The organism is Brucella tritici (assembly GCF_902825325.1).
Classification (GTDB): Bacteria; Pseudomonadota; Alphaproteobacteria; order Rhizobiales; family Rhizobiaceae; genus Brucella.
On record NZ_CADEAR010000010.1, the window covers coordinates 136,402 to 152,071 of the forward strand.

Genomic DNA, 15,670 nt, shown 5'->3' on the forward strand with positions numbered 1-15,670 from the left:
CCAATTCCAATCCAAGGCAGACAAAGCGGAGTAACGCGGACCTAGCGTTGTTCCATCGCCGCATGAGTTTTCGCGTGACATCAGCACCTCCAAAGGCTGGCCTCACGGCGGATGCGTTCATGCACACTTTGTCCCTTAGATGCGGCAACAGATAAGCCGTGCGGGAGAACGACCATGGCAACGCAGCGTATCATTGACTTCCTCAACACCCGCCGTCCGGACGGTCCTTGCCTCGTCGTCGATACCGACGTCGTGCGCGACAACTATCTAAGCTTCGAGAAGGCTTTGCCCTATTCGCGCATCTTCTATGCGGTGAAGGCAAATCCTGCGCCGGAAATCCTGCGCCTGCTCGCTTCGCTCGGCTCGTGCTTCGATACCGCTTCGGTTGCTGAAATTGAAATGGCTCTGGAAGCCGGCGCGACGCCAAACCGTATCTCCTATGGCAACACCATCAAGAAGGAGCGCGATATTGCGCGCGCTTTCGAGCTGGGTATTCGCCTTTATGCAGTCGACTGCGTTGAAGAAGTCGAGAAGGTTGCCCGCGCTGCTCCCGGCAGCCGCGTGTTCTGCCGTGTGCTGACGGACGGTGAGGGTGCTGAATGGCCGTTGTCGCGCAAGTTCGGTTGCGTGCCTGCTATGGCCATCGACGTTCTGCGCCGCGCAAAGTCGCTCGGTCTCGATTCCTACGGTGTATCGTTCCACGTCGGCTCGCAGCAGACGGACCTCACCGCATGGGATCGCGCGCTCGGCGATGCGGCATCGGTATTCCGCACCCTTGCTGACGAAGGCATTGTTCTGCGCATGGTCAATATGGGTGGCGGGTTCCCGACCCGTTATCTCAAGGACGTACCAACGGCTCAAGCTTACGGCATGGCGATCTTCGATGCGCTGTCCAAGCATTTCGGTAACCGTATCCCGGAAACCATTATCGAACCGGGCCGCGGCATGGTTGGCAATGCAGGCGTGATCAAGACTGAAGTGGTTCTGGTCTCGCGCAAGGCGGACAACGACAATGTGCGCTGGGTCTATCTCGACATCGGCAAGTTCGGCGGTCTCGCCGAAACCATGGACGAGGCGATCCGCTATCAGATCGTGACCCCGCATGATGGCAGCGAAACCGAACCATGCGTGCTGGCTGGCCCGACCTGCGACAGTGCGGACGTGCTTTATGAAAAGACGCCGTACCCGCTGCCGGTCTCGCTGACCATCGGTGATGAAATCCTCATCGAAGGCACGGGCGCGTATACCACCACCTATTCGGCGGTGGCGTTCAACGGCTTCGAACCGCTCCGATCCTACGTCATCTGATCATTAGGTCTTGGTATGATCCTGAAAAGTGGGAACCGGTTTTCGGATTAGATCATACCTCTAAAAGTACCTAATTGATCCTCTCAATCCGTCTGGTGCTGCAAGAGCATTTCCAGCAAAAGTGCGTAGCGGTTTTGCGTTGGACAATGCGACAAGCAGAAAGTTAGAGCGCCTTGCGCTCTAACACTGGACGGGGTGTGCTGCTGCCGCTTTGCGGGGATAGATGTCATGAATGCAACTCTGGAAATTCGGGAAAATACAGCAACCGTCGTCGCTCCGGCTTTCACAATAGCGGGCGAAACGCTGGAGCACGTGCTCGCACGTGAAGCGCTGCTGGATCGCGCGATGGGTGAAGGCCGTCGCCGGAAATCATCGGAAAAACTGCGTCGCGGTCGTCTGCCGGCAGAAGGGCTGGCCTTTGCGGCGCTTGGCGAAGATGGATTGCTCGCAGGCACTGTGCGGTTGTGGAATGTCCATGCCGGTCTCGATGCTTTCGGCTTTCCGGTGTCTGCCTTGTTGCTCGGCCCGCTGGCGGTCGATCCTTCCGCTGCCGGTTGCGGTATCGGTTCGGCGTTGATGCATCGTGCGATCGATGAAGCAAAAGACCGCGGCCATGGCGCGATCCTGCTTGTGGGCGACCCGGAATATTATGAGCGTTTCGGCTTCACCGCTGAAAAGACTGGCGAGCTTGCCATGCCCGGCCCTTATGAAAAGCGTCGCTTTCTGGCGCTTGAGCTGAAACCGGGCCATCTTGACGGGGCACACGGCATTCTGCGTGCCAGCGGACGCAAGGTGGCGCGTGTAGAGGCCTCTTTGCGGCAGTCCGCGTGAATTAGAGCGCATCCCGAAAAGTGTGAAACGGTTTTCGGAAAAGATGCGCGTCAAAACAAAGAGATAGAGCGCCGATCTGATCCAATCAGATCGAAACGCGCTCTAAGATAGACGCAGCAGCCGTCCAAAGTTGCGGACGGCTGTGATTGCAAGGCCTGCAAGGAAGCCTGCAATCAGCCCGGCAATGACGATCAGCTTGCGCGATGTGCCTGCCGGATCGAGCGGCGGGCGAGCTTCCGACAAAACCCTGACATTGGCCGTATTCAGACCTTCCTGTTCGTTCGTCTCGCGCGAGCGCAGGAGGAAGGCTTCGTAGACGGAACGCCGCGCCGTGGCTTCACGTTCAAGTTCACGCAATTTCACCAGGTCGCCGCTATTGTTCGCCTGCTGCGATTTGAGCTGCGCCAGACGGGCGGTCAGGTCTTTTTCCTGTTGTACGGACCGGCCGACCTCAACTTGCAGCGAGGAGCGGATGCGCCGCAACTCGGCATCGATGTCGTTTAAAACCGTGCCTGCCTGCGATTGTGCTTGAATGAGCGCTGGATGGCGGGGGCCAAGCTGCGTGGAAAGGCCGCTTGCCGTCTGGCGCGCCTGCGCATATTGCGCGCGCAGCGCCGTCAATGTGTTGGAGCGCAGATCTTCCGGCAACACCCCGGATACCACGCTGTCGGAAGTGGCACTGTTCAGCACCTGCACGCGGGCCTGAAGCCGCATCGTTTCGGCGCGCTGGTTGGTCAGCTGGTCGTTGAGCCGCGTCAGATCGTTGTCGCTGATCAGCTTGCCGTCGACATTGACCAGATCGTGCGAGGCGCGGAAATCGGCCGCTGCGCGCTCCGCTTGTTCGACATTGGCGCGCATATCGGCAAGACGGTTCGACAATTCGTCCGAGGTGCGCCGTGCGGCATCGGATTGCAGTGATGCAAGCTCGCTCTGGAAAACGGAACTGATCGTGTTCGCAAGCGATGCCGATTTCTGCGGGTCTCGCGTTTTCACCGAGATCGAATAGATGAAGGTCTTGGCGTCGCGACCGATGGCGATGCTCTTGTGCAGATTATAGAGAACGCGGGTTTGCAGCGTCTGGCTGTCGCTCACCTTTTTGGGCGACAGCATATCCCTGATCTGCGCAAACAGCCCGGCAATGCCGGTCGGGACTAGAGTACCGTTGAATTCGGGGTCTTTTGTCAGGTCTGTCTTGTCGATGACCTTCAGCAGCACGCTGCTGGAATCGATGATGCGCGCCTGACTTTCCGCAACGGCAAGTGACGCATCGGTCGGGAGCTGACCAGGCGTCAGTTCGTCTCCCACCGTCTTGATATTGCGCGGATCGACCAGAATATCGGTCGAAGCGACATACATTTGCGGCAGGGACAATGCATAGAACGCGGCGATCACCCCGCCTAATATCGTGCTGACCAGCAGGAGCCTGCGTGATCCCCGCAGTACGTCTATAGCGATGCGCGGATCGATCAACGGCTTCCATTCGGCATCTGGTACCGGTCTGTCAACGACCGGACGCGGTTGCTCATGCTGGACCGGTTCGTCGGTCGGCTCTGATGGCGGAGCAGAAGTTTCGATTGTGACTTTGCGGCGCTCGCGCTCCTGAACCTTGCGTTCCAGTTCCGCTTCGATCAGCGCGATGCGCTCTTGAAGCTCAGCGACGTCCGTATCATCCAGTCCTTCTTCAAGGACGGGTTCCGGCGCGGGCATTTCTTTTGCGACGTCAGCGGCGTGGGCGGCATGATCGTTCTGGCGAAAGAATGCAGCGCGTTCATCCGGTGTCGCAGGCGGCGTCCATGGCGGCACGGCTTCGTTGTCCCGACGACCGATTGCGCGAGCGTTGGAGAATGCGAGAAGAGGTTTCTCAACTCCCGCCTTTCTGCGCTCCTCATGATCGCTCATCGCCGAAATCGTCCGTATCTAAAAGCCGTCTCAACCGTTTCCGGTCTCAACCGCTGCTTTGAAATTCACAAGCCAAGGCTCAAGCACGCCAAACCGGATTCCGGTCAGCTCGCACCTGAAGGCCGAATGTAATTTTTTATAGAAAACAAAACGTTAAAATAGTGTCGAAGCGAACTGCCAATTCCTTGGATCTGCAACTTTAGCTTTTGCTTGTTTACTCTTTGAGCTTGCAAAGAAGAGTTTAAGTCTTTTTAGCTAAACCCCTATATTGCGCTCCCGTTCCAACGGACTGGCAAGCGCACCAGACCATGATAGATGAGGCTCCCTGTTGATAGCGAAAGCGCTCCGGAAACTGTCAGGCAATAATGCCGGAATGGTGCGTGATTACCTGTCCCTGTTTTCGGGTTCCGCTGGCAGGCTGGTCGTATCACTCGTTTATTTTATCGCGCTTGCAAACACATTGCCGACCGGTGATTTCGGTATATTTGCGACCGCCTCGGGCACGGGCGTGGTTCTGTCGCGTATCGTTTCGCTGGGCTTCAGTTCGCCGCTTTACCGCATATCGACGGTGAAACCGCACTTGCTCGGTATCTATACAGCTGGTTTTCTCGTCGCCATTCTGGTTTCCCTGCCGCTGTTCGCGCTGGCGTCCTGGTTGGTCTATTTTGTCTTTTTCAGCCGGGATATTTCGTTTCTGCCTTTTGCGGTTGTGGTGTTTGCCGAGGCTTTGCTCTGGCGTTCGACAGAAATCATCATCATCGTCAACAACGGCCTGCGCCGGTTCGGCATATCGGCAGGACTGGTGATTTTCGGGACGGCCACGCGCGCCGTGGCGGCGGTCCTGTTCATGTGGCTGGCGAGCGTTCATGACATCGCCCATTGGGCGTGGTGGTATGCGGCGGCCAATGGCGTTGCGCTGTTGACGGCGCTGAAATTCTTTCCGTCTATCCGTCTTCGTTTCAAACCGGCGCTTTATATGCGGCGGCTTTCTGATGCGATTGCGGTCATGGGGGCCGAACTGCTGTTCTATATTCAGGCCGAGCTCGACAAGCTGCTGGTGCTGACCGTCGGTGGGCCAGCGACGGCAGGTCTTTATGCGATCATCATGCGGCTTGTCGACCTGACGGCTCTGCCGGTGCGCTCCTTCAACATGATGCTGGTGCAAAAGCTCATGCGCACGCCGGACATGTTGTCCTCGTTGCGCATCCGCGCCGGGCTGGAACTTGCAGTCTTTGCCGTTTCGGTGGCTGGCCTCGGCGCGATGGTTGTGTTCCTGCAAATCTTCCCGAACGCACTCGGTTCAAGCGTTGCGCCGATTGTCGGGCTGCTGCCGCTGGTGCTGCTCGTGCCGGGGTTCCGCAATCTCATCGAGTATCAGACGGAAATTCTTTATGCGCGCGGCCAGTCCGGTCTCAGGACGCTGAGCATGGTGCTGATGACTGCCGCCAAGGCATTCTTCGTCTGGCTTCTGCTCGTGAATTATGCCGATAATCACGACTGGATTCTCGGCCTCAATATCGTGTTTGCCGGGCTATATCTTCTGTCGCTGGTTTTCACCTATACAAGCATTCGTTTGCCGGCAAAGCGGGTTTAAGCATTGCCGGCAAAAGTCGGACCGGTTTTGGCGTTTGGAAATGCTGAAAAACAGATAGGGCGGTCTCAATGATCGGGGTATCTAAGCTCCGATAATGCGCCGAATGTCGTCGACCGAAAGACCAAGGAAAGACTGCATGCCGATGGCGACCTGATGCGGCTCCATTTCGGCGATGAAAGTTCGGAATTCCTCTTCGCTCGGTGGCGGTGCGAACCATTGCATCCGGCACAGATCATGGGTGTCGCTGTAGTGGCCGGACCCATGCAGCACGTCATCGACGTAGCGACCATAGATGAAGCACTCGGAAAAACGGCGCATGTTGCCAAGGGCTGCTACCCAATGCTGTCCGGTATGGGCTTCGATCCTCTCGCACATCGAGATCACGCTGTCGCGCCGCCACGAGACGAGCTGACCGATATAGTCGTTCAGCCCGCTTTTCCCATTCTTGATACCAAGCAGCTTTGCCGCATTTGCAGCCCAGACCGGATGTTCCGGCCATTCTGGATTGGCAAGCGCATTGGGACGCACGAAAAGCCGAAGCTTTTCGCCATGCCAAAGCGTGCCGCAATCGAAGGGACGCAGAAAGGCCGTGTCGGAATCCGTATAGAGAAATCCGTCTTCCTCGACGGCACCGGCAAGTGCGATGCGGCGTAACTGTTGCACATGCCAGCCGCGCAGCGGCTTGGTCCGGAGCGAGAGCCACACTCGTCTGCGCCACAGATAGGTCGGGTCCCAGAAGGCATGCAGCCAGGAGGGCAGCAGATCACGTTCATCGATGATGACACGGTGCGCGCTTTCGAGCTTGCGAAACAGGGCCACATCCTTGCTGTCGACAAGGATATAGTGCTTCGTGAAACCGCTTACATATTTGTCTATGGTTTCACAAAGCAGCTTGCAGCGCTCGAAATCCTGATCCCAACTGGCTGTGACGATTGCGGTTTTCACCGGGGTTCTCCCTTCATCCAGCCTTTGGCGACGCGCCACAGGAATACGGGATTGCCGATGAGATAGCGCTTTGCGAGCCGTCGCGGTTCCTGCAATAGCCGGTGCACCCATTCCATCTGGACCTTGCGCACCCATTGCGGTGCACGCTGTACGCGACCCGTATGCAGGTCGAACAGCGCCCCGACAGCGCTGGCTACGGTGCAATGTTCCGCCGTGATATGCTTGTCGATGAAGAGTTCCTGACGCGGCACACCCATGGCGACGAGCAAGATGTCGGGGTGAAAATCCTTGAGCTGACCGAGAATGCCGTCGAGATCGGCAGGCTTGAAGAAACCGTCTGAAATGACGCGATAGTCATGTCGTGGAATCTGCTGTTTGAAAAGCTGCGCGGCTTCGGCCGCAACGCCCGGACCGCCGCCCAGGAGGGCGATTTTCAGCGGACGTTTCATGTGTTCCAGCAGGCCCGGAATGAAGTCCGTTCCGTTAAGATTGGCCGGGAACCTGCTGCCATAGGCGACCTTGCTGGCAATATCGACCCCCACGCCGTCTGGCAGGATCAGGAAATCCTCCAGCGCAGCGCGATAGGCCGAGTCATTATCCGCAATGTTGGAATTATTGGCGTTGAGCCAGCCTTGTTTCATGAACCGGCCTTCATTGATGCGGTTCTCGAAGAAGGTGAAAGCGCTGTCCCAGTCGAAACAGGCGACCTTCACGCCAAGAATATTGCGGTAAGTGACATCTTCGGTATGCATCATTCCTGGTCCGTATTTTTCTCTTCGCCACGAAGTGCTTGCAGACCTCTGGCAACTGCGCGGTCCATGCCTTCGATTTGTGACCGGGTGAAGGCTTTGCCGTCCAGTCTCTGGCGATCCCCCGATCTTATCTTTTCAATGCGCTCGACGATTGCCGCAGCGAACCCTTGAGGGGCGTCGGCAATGGTGCAATTGTCCGGAATATTGCCGATACCGCGCACGGAATGAGACGTGGCGACACTTGGCATGCCCAGTTCGAATGTCTCGATGGTCTTGAGCTGCACGCCGGTTCCCGCACGACTGATGAGCGGTACGAGCGCACCGCTTTCCACAAATTCGGTCGCGTCGGGCACCTTGCCGACGAAATTGATGCCGGACCCAACGCCAGACCATGTCGCGATCAGATCGGCAGGCGTGTTGCCGGCAATCGCGATGGAAATATCGTCGGGAAGATGCGGTTTTACCTCGCGCAGGAACCATTCGAGACCGATGCGGTTCGGGTGCCATGTCCATGTGCCGATCAGGGCGAGGTCGTATTTGACAGGGCGCTGCTGCGCGGCCTGTGCGCCGCCGGGTGTAACGAGCGGCATTGTCGCAAACCGATCAGGGCCGAGGCCGAGCGCCGGGCCGTCATCCTCGGCAAAAGTAAAGACGAAACGGGCGTTCCCGATAAGACGACTTTCCAGTCCTTTGAGAATACGGGCTTCGCGGCCAAACAGGAATTTCTGGATGAAGCTTCCGGCGTCGGCGGCATTTTCGTCTGCTGAGCGATGTTCCACATTATGCGCCACGAAAAGCGAGGGCTTGCCCTTGAAGATGTCTTCAAACGCGCCGGGCAGGGTGACACCGTTCAGCACATAGGCATCGAAAGGGCCGATCTTTGCGATGGCTGCGCGCAATGTTTCAGCCGGTATTACCCGCAGCTTCGCCGAGGAAACCGTCAGCCCGGTCAGAAAGGATTTCAGCACCCAGCCAATCTTGCGCCTGATGCCAGCGCCTTCCGTTCGCACCTCGACTTCACCCAGAACGACAGTATCCGCGGCATCGGCCTTCACACCTGGCCATGTGAAGCCGAGGACGGTCACCTTTGCGCCTGAACGACGCAAGCCATCGACCACAGCGGCGTTTGCCACTTCATAGCCGGTGGTCGGTACTCCGTGTGGAACAATCGATGTCACGAAAACAAGGTGAGGGGACGGCAATTCAACTCCTGAACAGTCATTCTGGCGCGCACAGCATGAAAAATCATGGGCTGCGTTTATTCTTTTCCTAATGCATTATTCATCTTAAAACCCTTAACATCTCGGGCTGGGATGCTCTATGATAGTTTTAGTCAGTGTCTATAGCCCTGCGGTGAACTTTTCTTTAAACGTTTTTCAATAGTGGCGGATAAGCAAATATAGAAGTTCGAAATATCCGGTAGCGTTTATGTCTGATTTACCAAGTCATATAGAAGTAATTGCTAAAACACCTGGGCTTCGTTTCGATGAAGTCGAGGTTGTCGTTACATTACCGACGTTCCGCCGCCCGGAACATGTCATCCGCACGCTGGATACGCTCAACGCTCAGGTCACAAATCGCCGTTTCGCAGTCGTGGTGATCGAGAACGAGGCGGAGGACCGCGAAGGCGCCAAGGTTGCGGCACCGCAGTTCGAGGCCGGAAAATATACCGGCATGCTGATCGTTGAATCCCATCGCGGCAACTGCAACGCCTATAATGCGGGCTGGCTGACGGCGATGACCTATTTTCCGAACTTCAAATATGTCATCGTCATCGATGACGATGAATTGGCTGATCCCGCCTGGATCGAAAACATGGTAGCCACTGCGGAGCGCTATAGCGCCAGCCTCGTTGGCGGCCCGCAATATCCGATCTTCGAGAAGCCGGGCGCGGAGAAATGGGCGAGACACCCCGTCTTCCTGCCGCATTACAACAAGACCGGTTCGGTTCCGATCATCTATTCGTCCGGCAATCTGTTGATTGCGCGTCCGGTGCTGGAAGCCATCGGCTATCCGTTCATGGACCTGAAGTTCAACTTCACCGGCGGCGGCGATTCAGATTTCATCAATCGCTCGCGGGCCAAGGGCTTCAACATCGCCTGGTGCAATGAAGGCATTGTCCGCGAGACCATTCCGGCGCGACGGCTGGAGAACGACTGGATCAGGGCGCGTGGCTTGCGCAACGGCGTTCTGTCGACGCTGATCGAACAGCGCCAGCGCAAGGATGAGCCTTTCGGTCAGGTACGCGTCTTCTTGAAGAGCCTTGCACTTCTTGGCTATTCTCCGATCAAGGCCGTGCGGCGCGGTTTCGCGGCGCGCTTCGTGCCGGTCGGGACCTATTTCATCCATATCGGGCTGGGCCGTGTCATGGCCCATTTTGGATATCTGAATGAGCAGTACCGCAACCCGGACAAGAACTGACACCCGTTCCGACGTTGCGACGCAAACCGACATGCGGGCGACAATTCGCACGATTGCGCTCGTTATCGCCACGATAACATTCTGCATTCTGCTGATTTCGTTCCGTCCGTTCAATCCGCTGAGTGCGGCGGCGGATGGCGAAGCGTCGGGCGGTGGTGACGCCATCAACCAGCTTGGTTTTGGCTGCCTCGGCGCGGTGGCGCTTCTGTCGCTTGCGATGTTTGCCGACCCGAAAAAAGTGGTCAAGATCGTCAGTCCCGGCTGGCTGTTGATGTTCGCCTTCCTGTTCGCCTCTGTTTTCGCAAGCCCCGATCCATCTACTGCGATACGCGGCGTGCTTTTGACGATGATCGGCATTCTGACGGTCATTGCTGTTTTGAGCCTGCCGCAGGATGGCGACGCTTATGCGTCGATGCTGGTCACGGTGGCTTCCATCGTGATCGTCATTTCCTATGCGGGCGTTATTCTTCTACCGAATCTCGGCACACACGGCGCCGATGCGCTGGAACCGCAGAACGCCTATCTCTGGCGCGGTGTGTTCACACACAAGAACATTGCCGGGCCGGTCATGGCCGCCTTTGCCTTTGCCGGTGTCTATCTGTGGCGGCGCGGCTGGCGTGTCAGCGGCTTTCTGATTGCGGTCTCGGCATTGATCTTCGTTTCGCAAACCGGATCGAAGACCACGGCGGCGCTGGTGCCTCTCGCCATGCTTCTCGTGATCGGTCCCGGCATTGTCGGTCTCCGTTTCCTTGCGCCAGTGGCAGTCTTCACCATCCAGTTTCTGCTTGCGCTGTTCACTTTCGGCACGGTCCTGTTTGAGCCGATGCACCAGCTCGTTCTGCAGCTCGATGTCGACCCCACCTTCACCGGACGCACCTCCATCTGGGCCTTTGCCGTTGAGGCGCTTTCCCATCGCCCGTGGACCGGCTTCGGCTATGAAAGCTTCTGGGGCACGCCGATCGTGAAAGAGGCGGCCAATCCATACTATCTCGATTGGGACGTGCGTGGCATCGTGCATGGACACAATGGTTATCTCGATATTGCGGTATCGATGGGAATTCCGGCGCTGATCTGCGCCATCTTCGTCATCATCGTCATGCCGCTGGTCAATTATGTGCGGTGCCGTCCGGTGCGCGAAAATCTGCTGCTTGCGGATTTCTTCCTGATGATCGTGTTCTTCGGGACGTTGAATGCCATGCTGGAAAGTTTTTTCTTTCGCCGCATGGACCCGGTCTGGCTGACGCTCGTCTTTGCGATCTTTGGCCTCAGGCTGACCGCGAAAATCATCATTCACAAAAGGGTAGCCGGAGCCACTACATGAATATCGCGATTGTCGGGACCGGGTTCGTTGCCGATTATTACATGACCACACTGCATAATTATCCCGAGCTGACGCTGCGCGGGGTCTATGATCGTTCACCTGAACGACTGAAAGCGTTCTGCGCACACTATTCAGTTAGCGCCTACGACAGTTTCGAGGCTGTGCTGGCCGATCCGAATGTGGAGATCGTCGTCAATCTGACCACGCCCGAAAGCCATTTTGAAATCTCGCATGCAGCGCTTGTCACCGGAAAACATGTCTATTCCGAAAAGCCACTGGCGATGAATTACGACGATGCGGAAGCGCTGGTCGATTTTGCACGGCAATCCGGCCTCATGCTCGCGGCAGCCCCGGCCAACGGCCTCAGCGAGGCCTATCGTCTGGTCGCAAGCGTGATCAACGGCATCGGCATGCCGCGTCTTATCTATGCCGAAATGGAAGACGGCCCGGTGTTTCGTGACAAATGGTCGACCTGGCGTTCGCAGTCTGGTGCGCCATGGCCGGGGCTACATGAGTTCGAGATCGGCTGCACGCTGGAACATGCAGGCTATGCACTGTCATGGCTGGTGTCGCTGTTCGGTCCGGTCGAGAGCGTTTCGGCATTTTCCGCCATAACCTTTCCCAACAAGGGGCCGGGGACCGAACATCTTCATATGGCGCCCGATTTCTCGGTCGGCTGTCTTGTTTTCAAGTCGGGGCTGGTGGCGCGCCTCACATCCGGGCTTGCGATGCCGAAGGACCGCAGCCTGACAATCGTTGCCGACAAGGGCTCAATTGTGGTGGACGATCTATGGGATAATCGTTCGGCTGTGCGTCTTGAGCGCACAGAAGGAAAACGCCGTTTTCTGGCGCGCCTGTTCGGTATTCTGGAAATGCGCATCGGCAAGTTCCTGTCATGGAAACCGGTCGTCGGCACGAAGCTGTCCTATCCGAAGGCTGACAAGCGGTCGCTGCCGATGTACCCTTCGCAGATCGATTTCGTGCGCGGCATTGCCGATCAGGCTCGCGCGATCCAGACCGGTGACAAGGCGTTCTTTTCAGGTGATGTGGCACTGCATATCACTGAAATCGCTCTCGCCTTGAACAATGCTGGCGAGAATGCACAGCCTTACAGGATGAGAAGCAGCTTCTAACCTTTAGAGCGTGATGTTTTTAAGTTGAATCGTTATCCCGCTCTAAACTTTTGTTTGAGCATGATTTTATCCGAAAACCGGTTCCCACTTTTCGGAATCATGCTCTAGCCAGCACCTTGCGAACGATGTCGGCTACGGCTGCACTCTGGTCAAGCGGCATGGTCGCATTGGAGATTTGGCCGCTGTGCACCGCATCGCGGACCGCTTCGGCCTGAAACTGCAGCCCGTTGCCGGAAAAGGCATAAGTTTCGATTGTGCGGCCCGGCAGGGGCAGGCGGTTCATCACCTTGCCGAAAAGGCCGTTACCGCCGTTCGGCCCGAGCGACGACCGTGCGGCAAGGGCAGAAAACAGGGTCAGCCTCTGGGCCTTCAGAAACGGCGCGTGGATCAGGATCGTGCCCCTGGTTCCCTCGATCAGCATGCGATTGTCGCCGTCGCGGTCGAAGCCGCAGGAGAGGCTGGCCGTGGCACCCTGCCAGCCAAGCTGGAACTCGGTGCGCATGTCCACACCGCTTTTTGCCCGCTGCCAGCGACCATCGACGTGATCTGGCAGACCTAGAAAATACAGTGCCAGCGATACCGGATACACACCCAGATCGAATGCTGCGCCGCCGCCAAGGTCCGGGCTGAAGAAGCGGCTTTGCGGGTCGTAGGCACGGATATAGGAAAGATCGGCTTCGATGCGTGTCACAGTGCCGATGCGACCATTATCGATATGCTGTTTGGTAGCGCGGATCGCTGGCAGAAAACGGCTCCACATGGCTTCCATGGCGAAGACGTTTTTTGCTTTTGCCGCAGCTTCGATCTGCCGCGCGCCAGCAGCATCCAGCGAGAGCGGCTTTTCGATCAGGCAGGGCTTGCCGGCTGCGATTGCCTGCATGGCCTGCAGCACATGCATGGCGCTGGGCGTCGCAATATAGACGGCATCGATATTCGCGTCGGAAAGAAATTCACCTGAATCGCCAAACGCCTTGTCGGCGCCGATACGTCGCCGGAATGTTTCGGCGGTCTCCGACGCCCGCGAGCAGACTGCGGAGACACGCATTCCGGTGGTGGCCTGAATATCGGCAGCAAAGGCGGCGGCTATCGTGCCTGTGCCCCAAATGCCCCAGCGGAAATCCGTTTTTACCTGCTTGTCGCGATTCACGTGCTTGCCCCACAGCTTCATACAGGTGCTATATAACCCATGTAATGCGGCTAACGAAGTTTGTTTATCCTGTCAGGGGAGGTGGACGTGATGTGTGGAATTGTCGTGGCTGTGGCGCGGGATGGCGAGCATCGTTTTTCAAAGCAGATCGTGCGGGAAATCCGCATCGTCACAGGACTTGGCGTCGAAGGCGATGCCCATCAGGGCGTGACGGTGAAGCATCGTTCACGCGTACGGGCCGACCCGACGCAACCCAATCTGCGGCAGGTGCATCTCATTCATGCCGAGCTTTTCGACGAGCTGGCGGAAAAGGGTTTTGACGTCGCGCCCGCTGATCTTGGCGAGAACGTCACCACGCGCGGCGTCGATCTTCTGGGGCTGCCACAGGGTGCTTTGATCCGAATTGGCGACGAGGTTGTTCTGGAAACAACAGGCCTGCGCAACCCTTGCGCCCAGATAGAGAATTTCCAGACCGGGCTTCTCGATGCCGTGCTGGGTCGCACGCCCGATGGCGAACTTGTCCGCAAGTCCGGCATCATGACCATCGTTCTTGCAGGCGGCACAGTGAAGGCGGATGATGCGATTATTGTTGAATTGCCACCGCTGCCGCATCGCAAACTGGAACGGGTCTGAAAATCGCAAAATACCGGCTTTTGACGTGAGCTAACCGATTTAACGCAGCGCTTGCACGGGCAAAACCGGTGATTTTCGTCAAGGGAGGTCTATCAACTTTGCGTCATATGCCCTAGATCATCCCACAATAGGATACAGATTGACATGCGCTGCTGCCGAAATCCGGCTTGCAGCCTATTCTTATCGGTTCGGCTTGTCGGCGTTCGATGTTCTGCATGTGTCTAGACGACGGCCGGTCGGTTGCATTTGCGAAGGGCACAAAATGGAAAAAGCAGATATCGGAATGGTCGGCCTTGGCGTCATGGGCTCCAACCTGGCGCTGAACATAGCCGAGAAAGGCTACACAGTAGCCGTCTATGACCGTGATGAGCCTGTGCTGAAAGCCTTCGTTGAAAAGGCTGGCCCGCTGCGCGACAAGATCATCCCTTGCCCCACTTTCGAGGATCTGGCCGCCAATATCCGCAAGCCGCGTCCCATTATCTTCCTCATCAAGGCAGGCAGCCCCGTCGATACTGAGACCGCCCGCCTCAAGGCCTATCTTGAGAAGGGCGATATCATGATCGATGCCGGTAATTCCGATTACCGCGATACGGTGCGCCGTCTGAAGGCGCTTGGCCCCAACGACCCAACCTTTGTCGGCATGGGCGTTTCCGGCGGTGCGGAAGGCGCACGCCACGGCCCGTCGATGATGGTCGGCGGTACCGAGGAAGCCTATGAGCGCATCGCGCCGATCCTGCTTGCCGCTGCCGCCAAGTACAAGGACGAGCCTTGCTGTGCACTGGTCGGTCCGGATGGTGCGGGTCATTTCGTCAAGACGATCCACAATGGTATCGAATATGCCGACATGCAGATGATCGCCGAAATCTACGGCATCCTGCGGGACGGTCTAGGACTGTCAGCCCCTGCCATCGGTGATGTGTTCGAGAAGTGGAACGAAGGTCCGCTCAACTCCTATCTGATCGAAATCACGGCCAAGGTGCTGAAGGCGACCGACCCGGAAACCGGCAAGGCAATAGTCGATGTAATTCTCGACGAAGCTGGTCAGAAGGGCACGGGCCGCTGGGCAGCCATTGAAGCGCAGATGCTCGGCGTTCCGGCAACGGCAATCGAAGCCGCAGTTGCTGCCCGTTCGCTGTCCTCGCTGAAGGCCACGCGTGAGCTTGCCGCAAAGGCCTACAAGCCGGGTCCACGCAGCCTCGACATTTCCGATCAGGCGAAATTCCTCTCGGATCTGGAGCATGGCCTGCTTGCCGGCAAGATCGCTGCCTATGCCCAGGGCTTTGCGGTGATGGAAGCCGCCTCGCAGGAGCATGGTTGGAACATTCCGCTTGCCGAAACGGCGCGCATCTGGCGCGCAGGCTGCATCATTCGTTCGCAGCTTCTGGACGATATCGCCCATGCCTTCGAAGACAGCGAAAGCCGCAACCTGCTGCTCGCACCCGCTTTTGTCGACCGCATGAGCAAGGCTTCCAAGGGCCTTCGCCAGATCGTCGCCAAGGCGGCGCTCGCTGGCCTGCCTCTGCCTGCACTGGGCTCGGCGCTCAGCTATTTCGACAGCTTCACGCAGCCGCTCGGCACGGCCAATCTCATTCAGGGCCAGCGCGATTTCTTTGGTTCGCACGGCTTCAAGCGTATCGACAAGGATGGTGATTTCCACGGTCCCTGGGGCGAATAAAATTCGCTGTA

At 57.5% G+C, this 15,670-nt stretch carries 13 protein-coding genes; 8 read left to right on the forward strand and 5 right to left on the reverse strand.

The annotated features are described in order from the left end of the window. The first annotated feature begins 174 nt into the window (after positions 1-174). Positions 175-1,308, forward strand: a complete 1,134-nt coding sequence (gene odc2, locus HWX93_RS15695) for an ornithine/lysine decarboxylase (protein ID WP_109988855.1) — start codon at positions 175-177, stop codon at positions 1,306-1,308. Positions 1,309-1,536: 228 nt separating this feature from the next. Beyond that, entirely contained in the window at positions 1,537-2,139 is a 603-nt protein-coding gene (locus HWX93_RS15700; RefSeq protein WP_176037903.1) for a GNAT family N-acetyltransferase, read from the forward strand. Between the two features lie 102 nt (positions 2,140-2,241). On the opposite strand, the gene HWX93_RS15705 is transcribed toward HWX93_RS15700, so the two are convergent. Then, positions 2,242-4,038 (reverse strand): GNVR domain-containing protein, encoded by a 1,797-nt coding sequence (locus tag HWX93_RS15705; RefSeq protein ID WP_176037904.1) that lies wholly within the window; start codon positions 4,036-4,038, stop codon positions 2,242-2,244. Between the two features lie 328 nt (positions 4,039-4,366). Between HWX93_RS15705 and HWX93_RS15710 the strand changes: the two genes are divergently transcribed. Beyond that, positions 4,367-5,632 carry a lipopolysaccharide biosynthesis protein gene (locus tag HWX93_RS15710; protein ID WP_176037905.1) on the forward strand — a complete coding sequence of 422 codons (1,266 nt, stop codon included), beginning with the start codon at positions 4,367-4,369 and terminating at the stop codon, positions 5,630-5,632. Between the two features lie 81 nt (positions 5,633-5,713). Here the strand turns inward: HWX93_RS15710 and HWX93_RS15715 are convergent, their stop codons facing one another. From HWX93_RS15715 to HWX93_RS15725, 3 genes are read right to left on the reverse strand one after another with little or no spacing between them, the layout of a single operon-like run. Then, a complete protein-coding gene (locus HWX93_RS15715) occupies positions 5,714-6,577 on the reverse strand; it encodes a DUF6492 family protein (protein ID WP_176037906.1) in 864 nt (287 codons plus the stop codon). Further along, the gene (locus HWX93_RS15720) at positions 6,574-7,332 is read right to left on the reverse strand and encodes a WecB/TagA/CpsF family glycosyltransferase (protein ID WP_176037907.1); all 759 of its coding nucleotides are present in this window, start codon (positions 7,330-7,332) and stop codon (positions 6,574-6,576) included. The genes HWX93_RS15715 and HWX93_RS15720 overlap by 4 nt, the downstream gene beginning before the upstream one ends. Beyond that, positions 7,329-8,531: a glycosyltransferase gene (locus HWX93_RS15725; RefSeq protein WP_176037908.1), complete on the reverse strand. Its 1,203-nt coding sequence runs from the start codon at positions 8,529-8,531 to the stop codon at positions 7,329-7,331. Before HWX93_RS15725 ends, HWX93_RS15720 begins: the two co-directional genes overlap by 4 nt. Before the next feature lie 226 nt (positions 8,532-8,757). Between HWX93_RS15725 and HWX93_RS15730 the strand changes: the two genes are divergently transcribed. From HWX93_RS15730 to HWX93_RS15740, 3 genes are read left to right on the forward strand one after another with little or no spacing between them, the layout of a single operon-like run. Then, the gene (locus HWX93_RS15730) at positions 8,758-9,750 is read left to right on the forward strand and encodes a glycosyltransferase family 2 protein (protein ID WP_176037909.1); all 993 of its coding nucleotides are present in this window, start codon (positions 8,758-8,760) and stop codon (positions 9,748-9,750) included. Then, positions 9,719-11,071, forward strand: coding sequence for an O-antigen ligase family protein (locus HWX93_RS15735; protein ID WP_176037910.1), 1,353 nt, complete (start codon positions 9,719-9,721; stop codon positions 11,069-11,071). Before HWX93_RS15730 ends, HWX93_RS15735 begins: the two co-directional genes overlap by 32 nt. Further along, positions 11,068-12,204 carry a Gfo/Idh/MocA family protein gene (locus HWX93_RS15740; RefSeq protein WP_176037911.1) on the forward strand — a complete coding sequence of 379 codons (1,137 nt, stop codon included), beginning with the start codon at positions 11,068-11,070 and terminating at the stop codon, positions 12,202-12,204. The genes HWX93_RS15735 and HWX93_RS15740 overlap by 4 nt, the downstream gene beginning before the upstream one ends. Before the next feature lie 97 nt (positions 12,205-12,301). Here the strand turns inward: HWX93_RS15740 and HWX93_RS15745 are convergent, their stop codons facing one another. Continuing rightward, positions 12,302-13,351 carry a Gfo/Idh/MocA family protein gene (locus HWX93_RS15745; RefSeq protein WP_176037912.1) on the reverse strand — a complete coding sequence of 350 codons (1,050 nt, stop codon included), beginning with the start codon at positions 13,349-13,351 and terminating at the stop codon, positions 12,302-12,304. Between the two features lie 90 nt (positions 13,352-13,441). Between HWX93_RS15745 and HWX93_RS15750 the strand changes: the two genes are divergently transcribed. Together HWX93_RS15750 and gndA are read left to right on the forward strand one after the other, a co-directional pair. Then, positions 13,442-13,984 (forward strand): MOSC domain-containing protein, encoded by a 543-nt coding sequence (locus tag HWX93_RS15750; protein ID WP_176037913.1) that lies wholly within the window; start codon positions 13,442-13,444, stop codon positions 13,982-13,984. 262 nt (positions 13,985-14,246) lie between these two features. Continuing rightward, entirely contained in the window at positions 14,247-15,659 is a 1,413-nt protein-coding gene (gene gndA, locus HWX93_RS15755) for an NADP-dependent phosphogluconate dehydrogenase (RefSeq protein ID WP_176037914.1), read from the forward strand. The last annotated feature ends 11 nt before the right edge of the window (positions 15,660-15,670 follow it).

Coding starts and splice junctions, on each gene's coding strand:
- odc2 (WP_109988855.1), top strand. CDS start 175: ATGGCAACGCAGCGTATCATTGACTTCCTCAACACCCGCCGTCCGGAC.
- HWX93_RS15700 (WP_176037903.1), top strand. CDS start 1,537: ATGAATGCAACTCTGGAAATTCGGGAAAATACAGCAACCGTCGTCGCT.
- HWX93_RS15705 (WP_176037904.1), bottom strand. CDS start 4,038: ATGAGCGATCATGAGGAGCGCAGAAAGGCGGGAGTTGAGAAACCTCTT.
- HWX93_RS15720 (WP_176037907.1), bottom strand. CDS start 7,332: ATGATGCATACCGAAGATGTCACTTACCGCAATATTCTTGGCGTGAAG.
- HWX93_RS15730 (WP_176037909.1), top strand. CDS start 8,758: ATGTCTGATTTACCAAGTCATATAGAAGTAATTGCTAAAACACCTGGG.
- HWX93_RS15735 (WP_176037910.1), top strand. CDS start 9,719: ATGAGCAGTACCGCAACCCGGACAAGAACTGACACCCGTTCCGACGTT.
- HWX93_RS15740 (WP_176037911.1), top strand. CDS start 11,068: ATGAATATCGCGATTGTCGGGACCGGGTTCGTTGCCGATTATTACATG.
- HWX93_RS15750 (WP_176037913.1), top strand. CDS start 13,442: ATGTGTGGAATTGTCGTGGCTGTGGCGCGGGATGGCGAGCATCGTTTT.
- gndA (WP_176037914.1), top strand. CDS start 14,247: ATGGAAAAAGCAGATATCGGAATGGTCGGCCTTGGCGTCATGGGCTCC.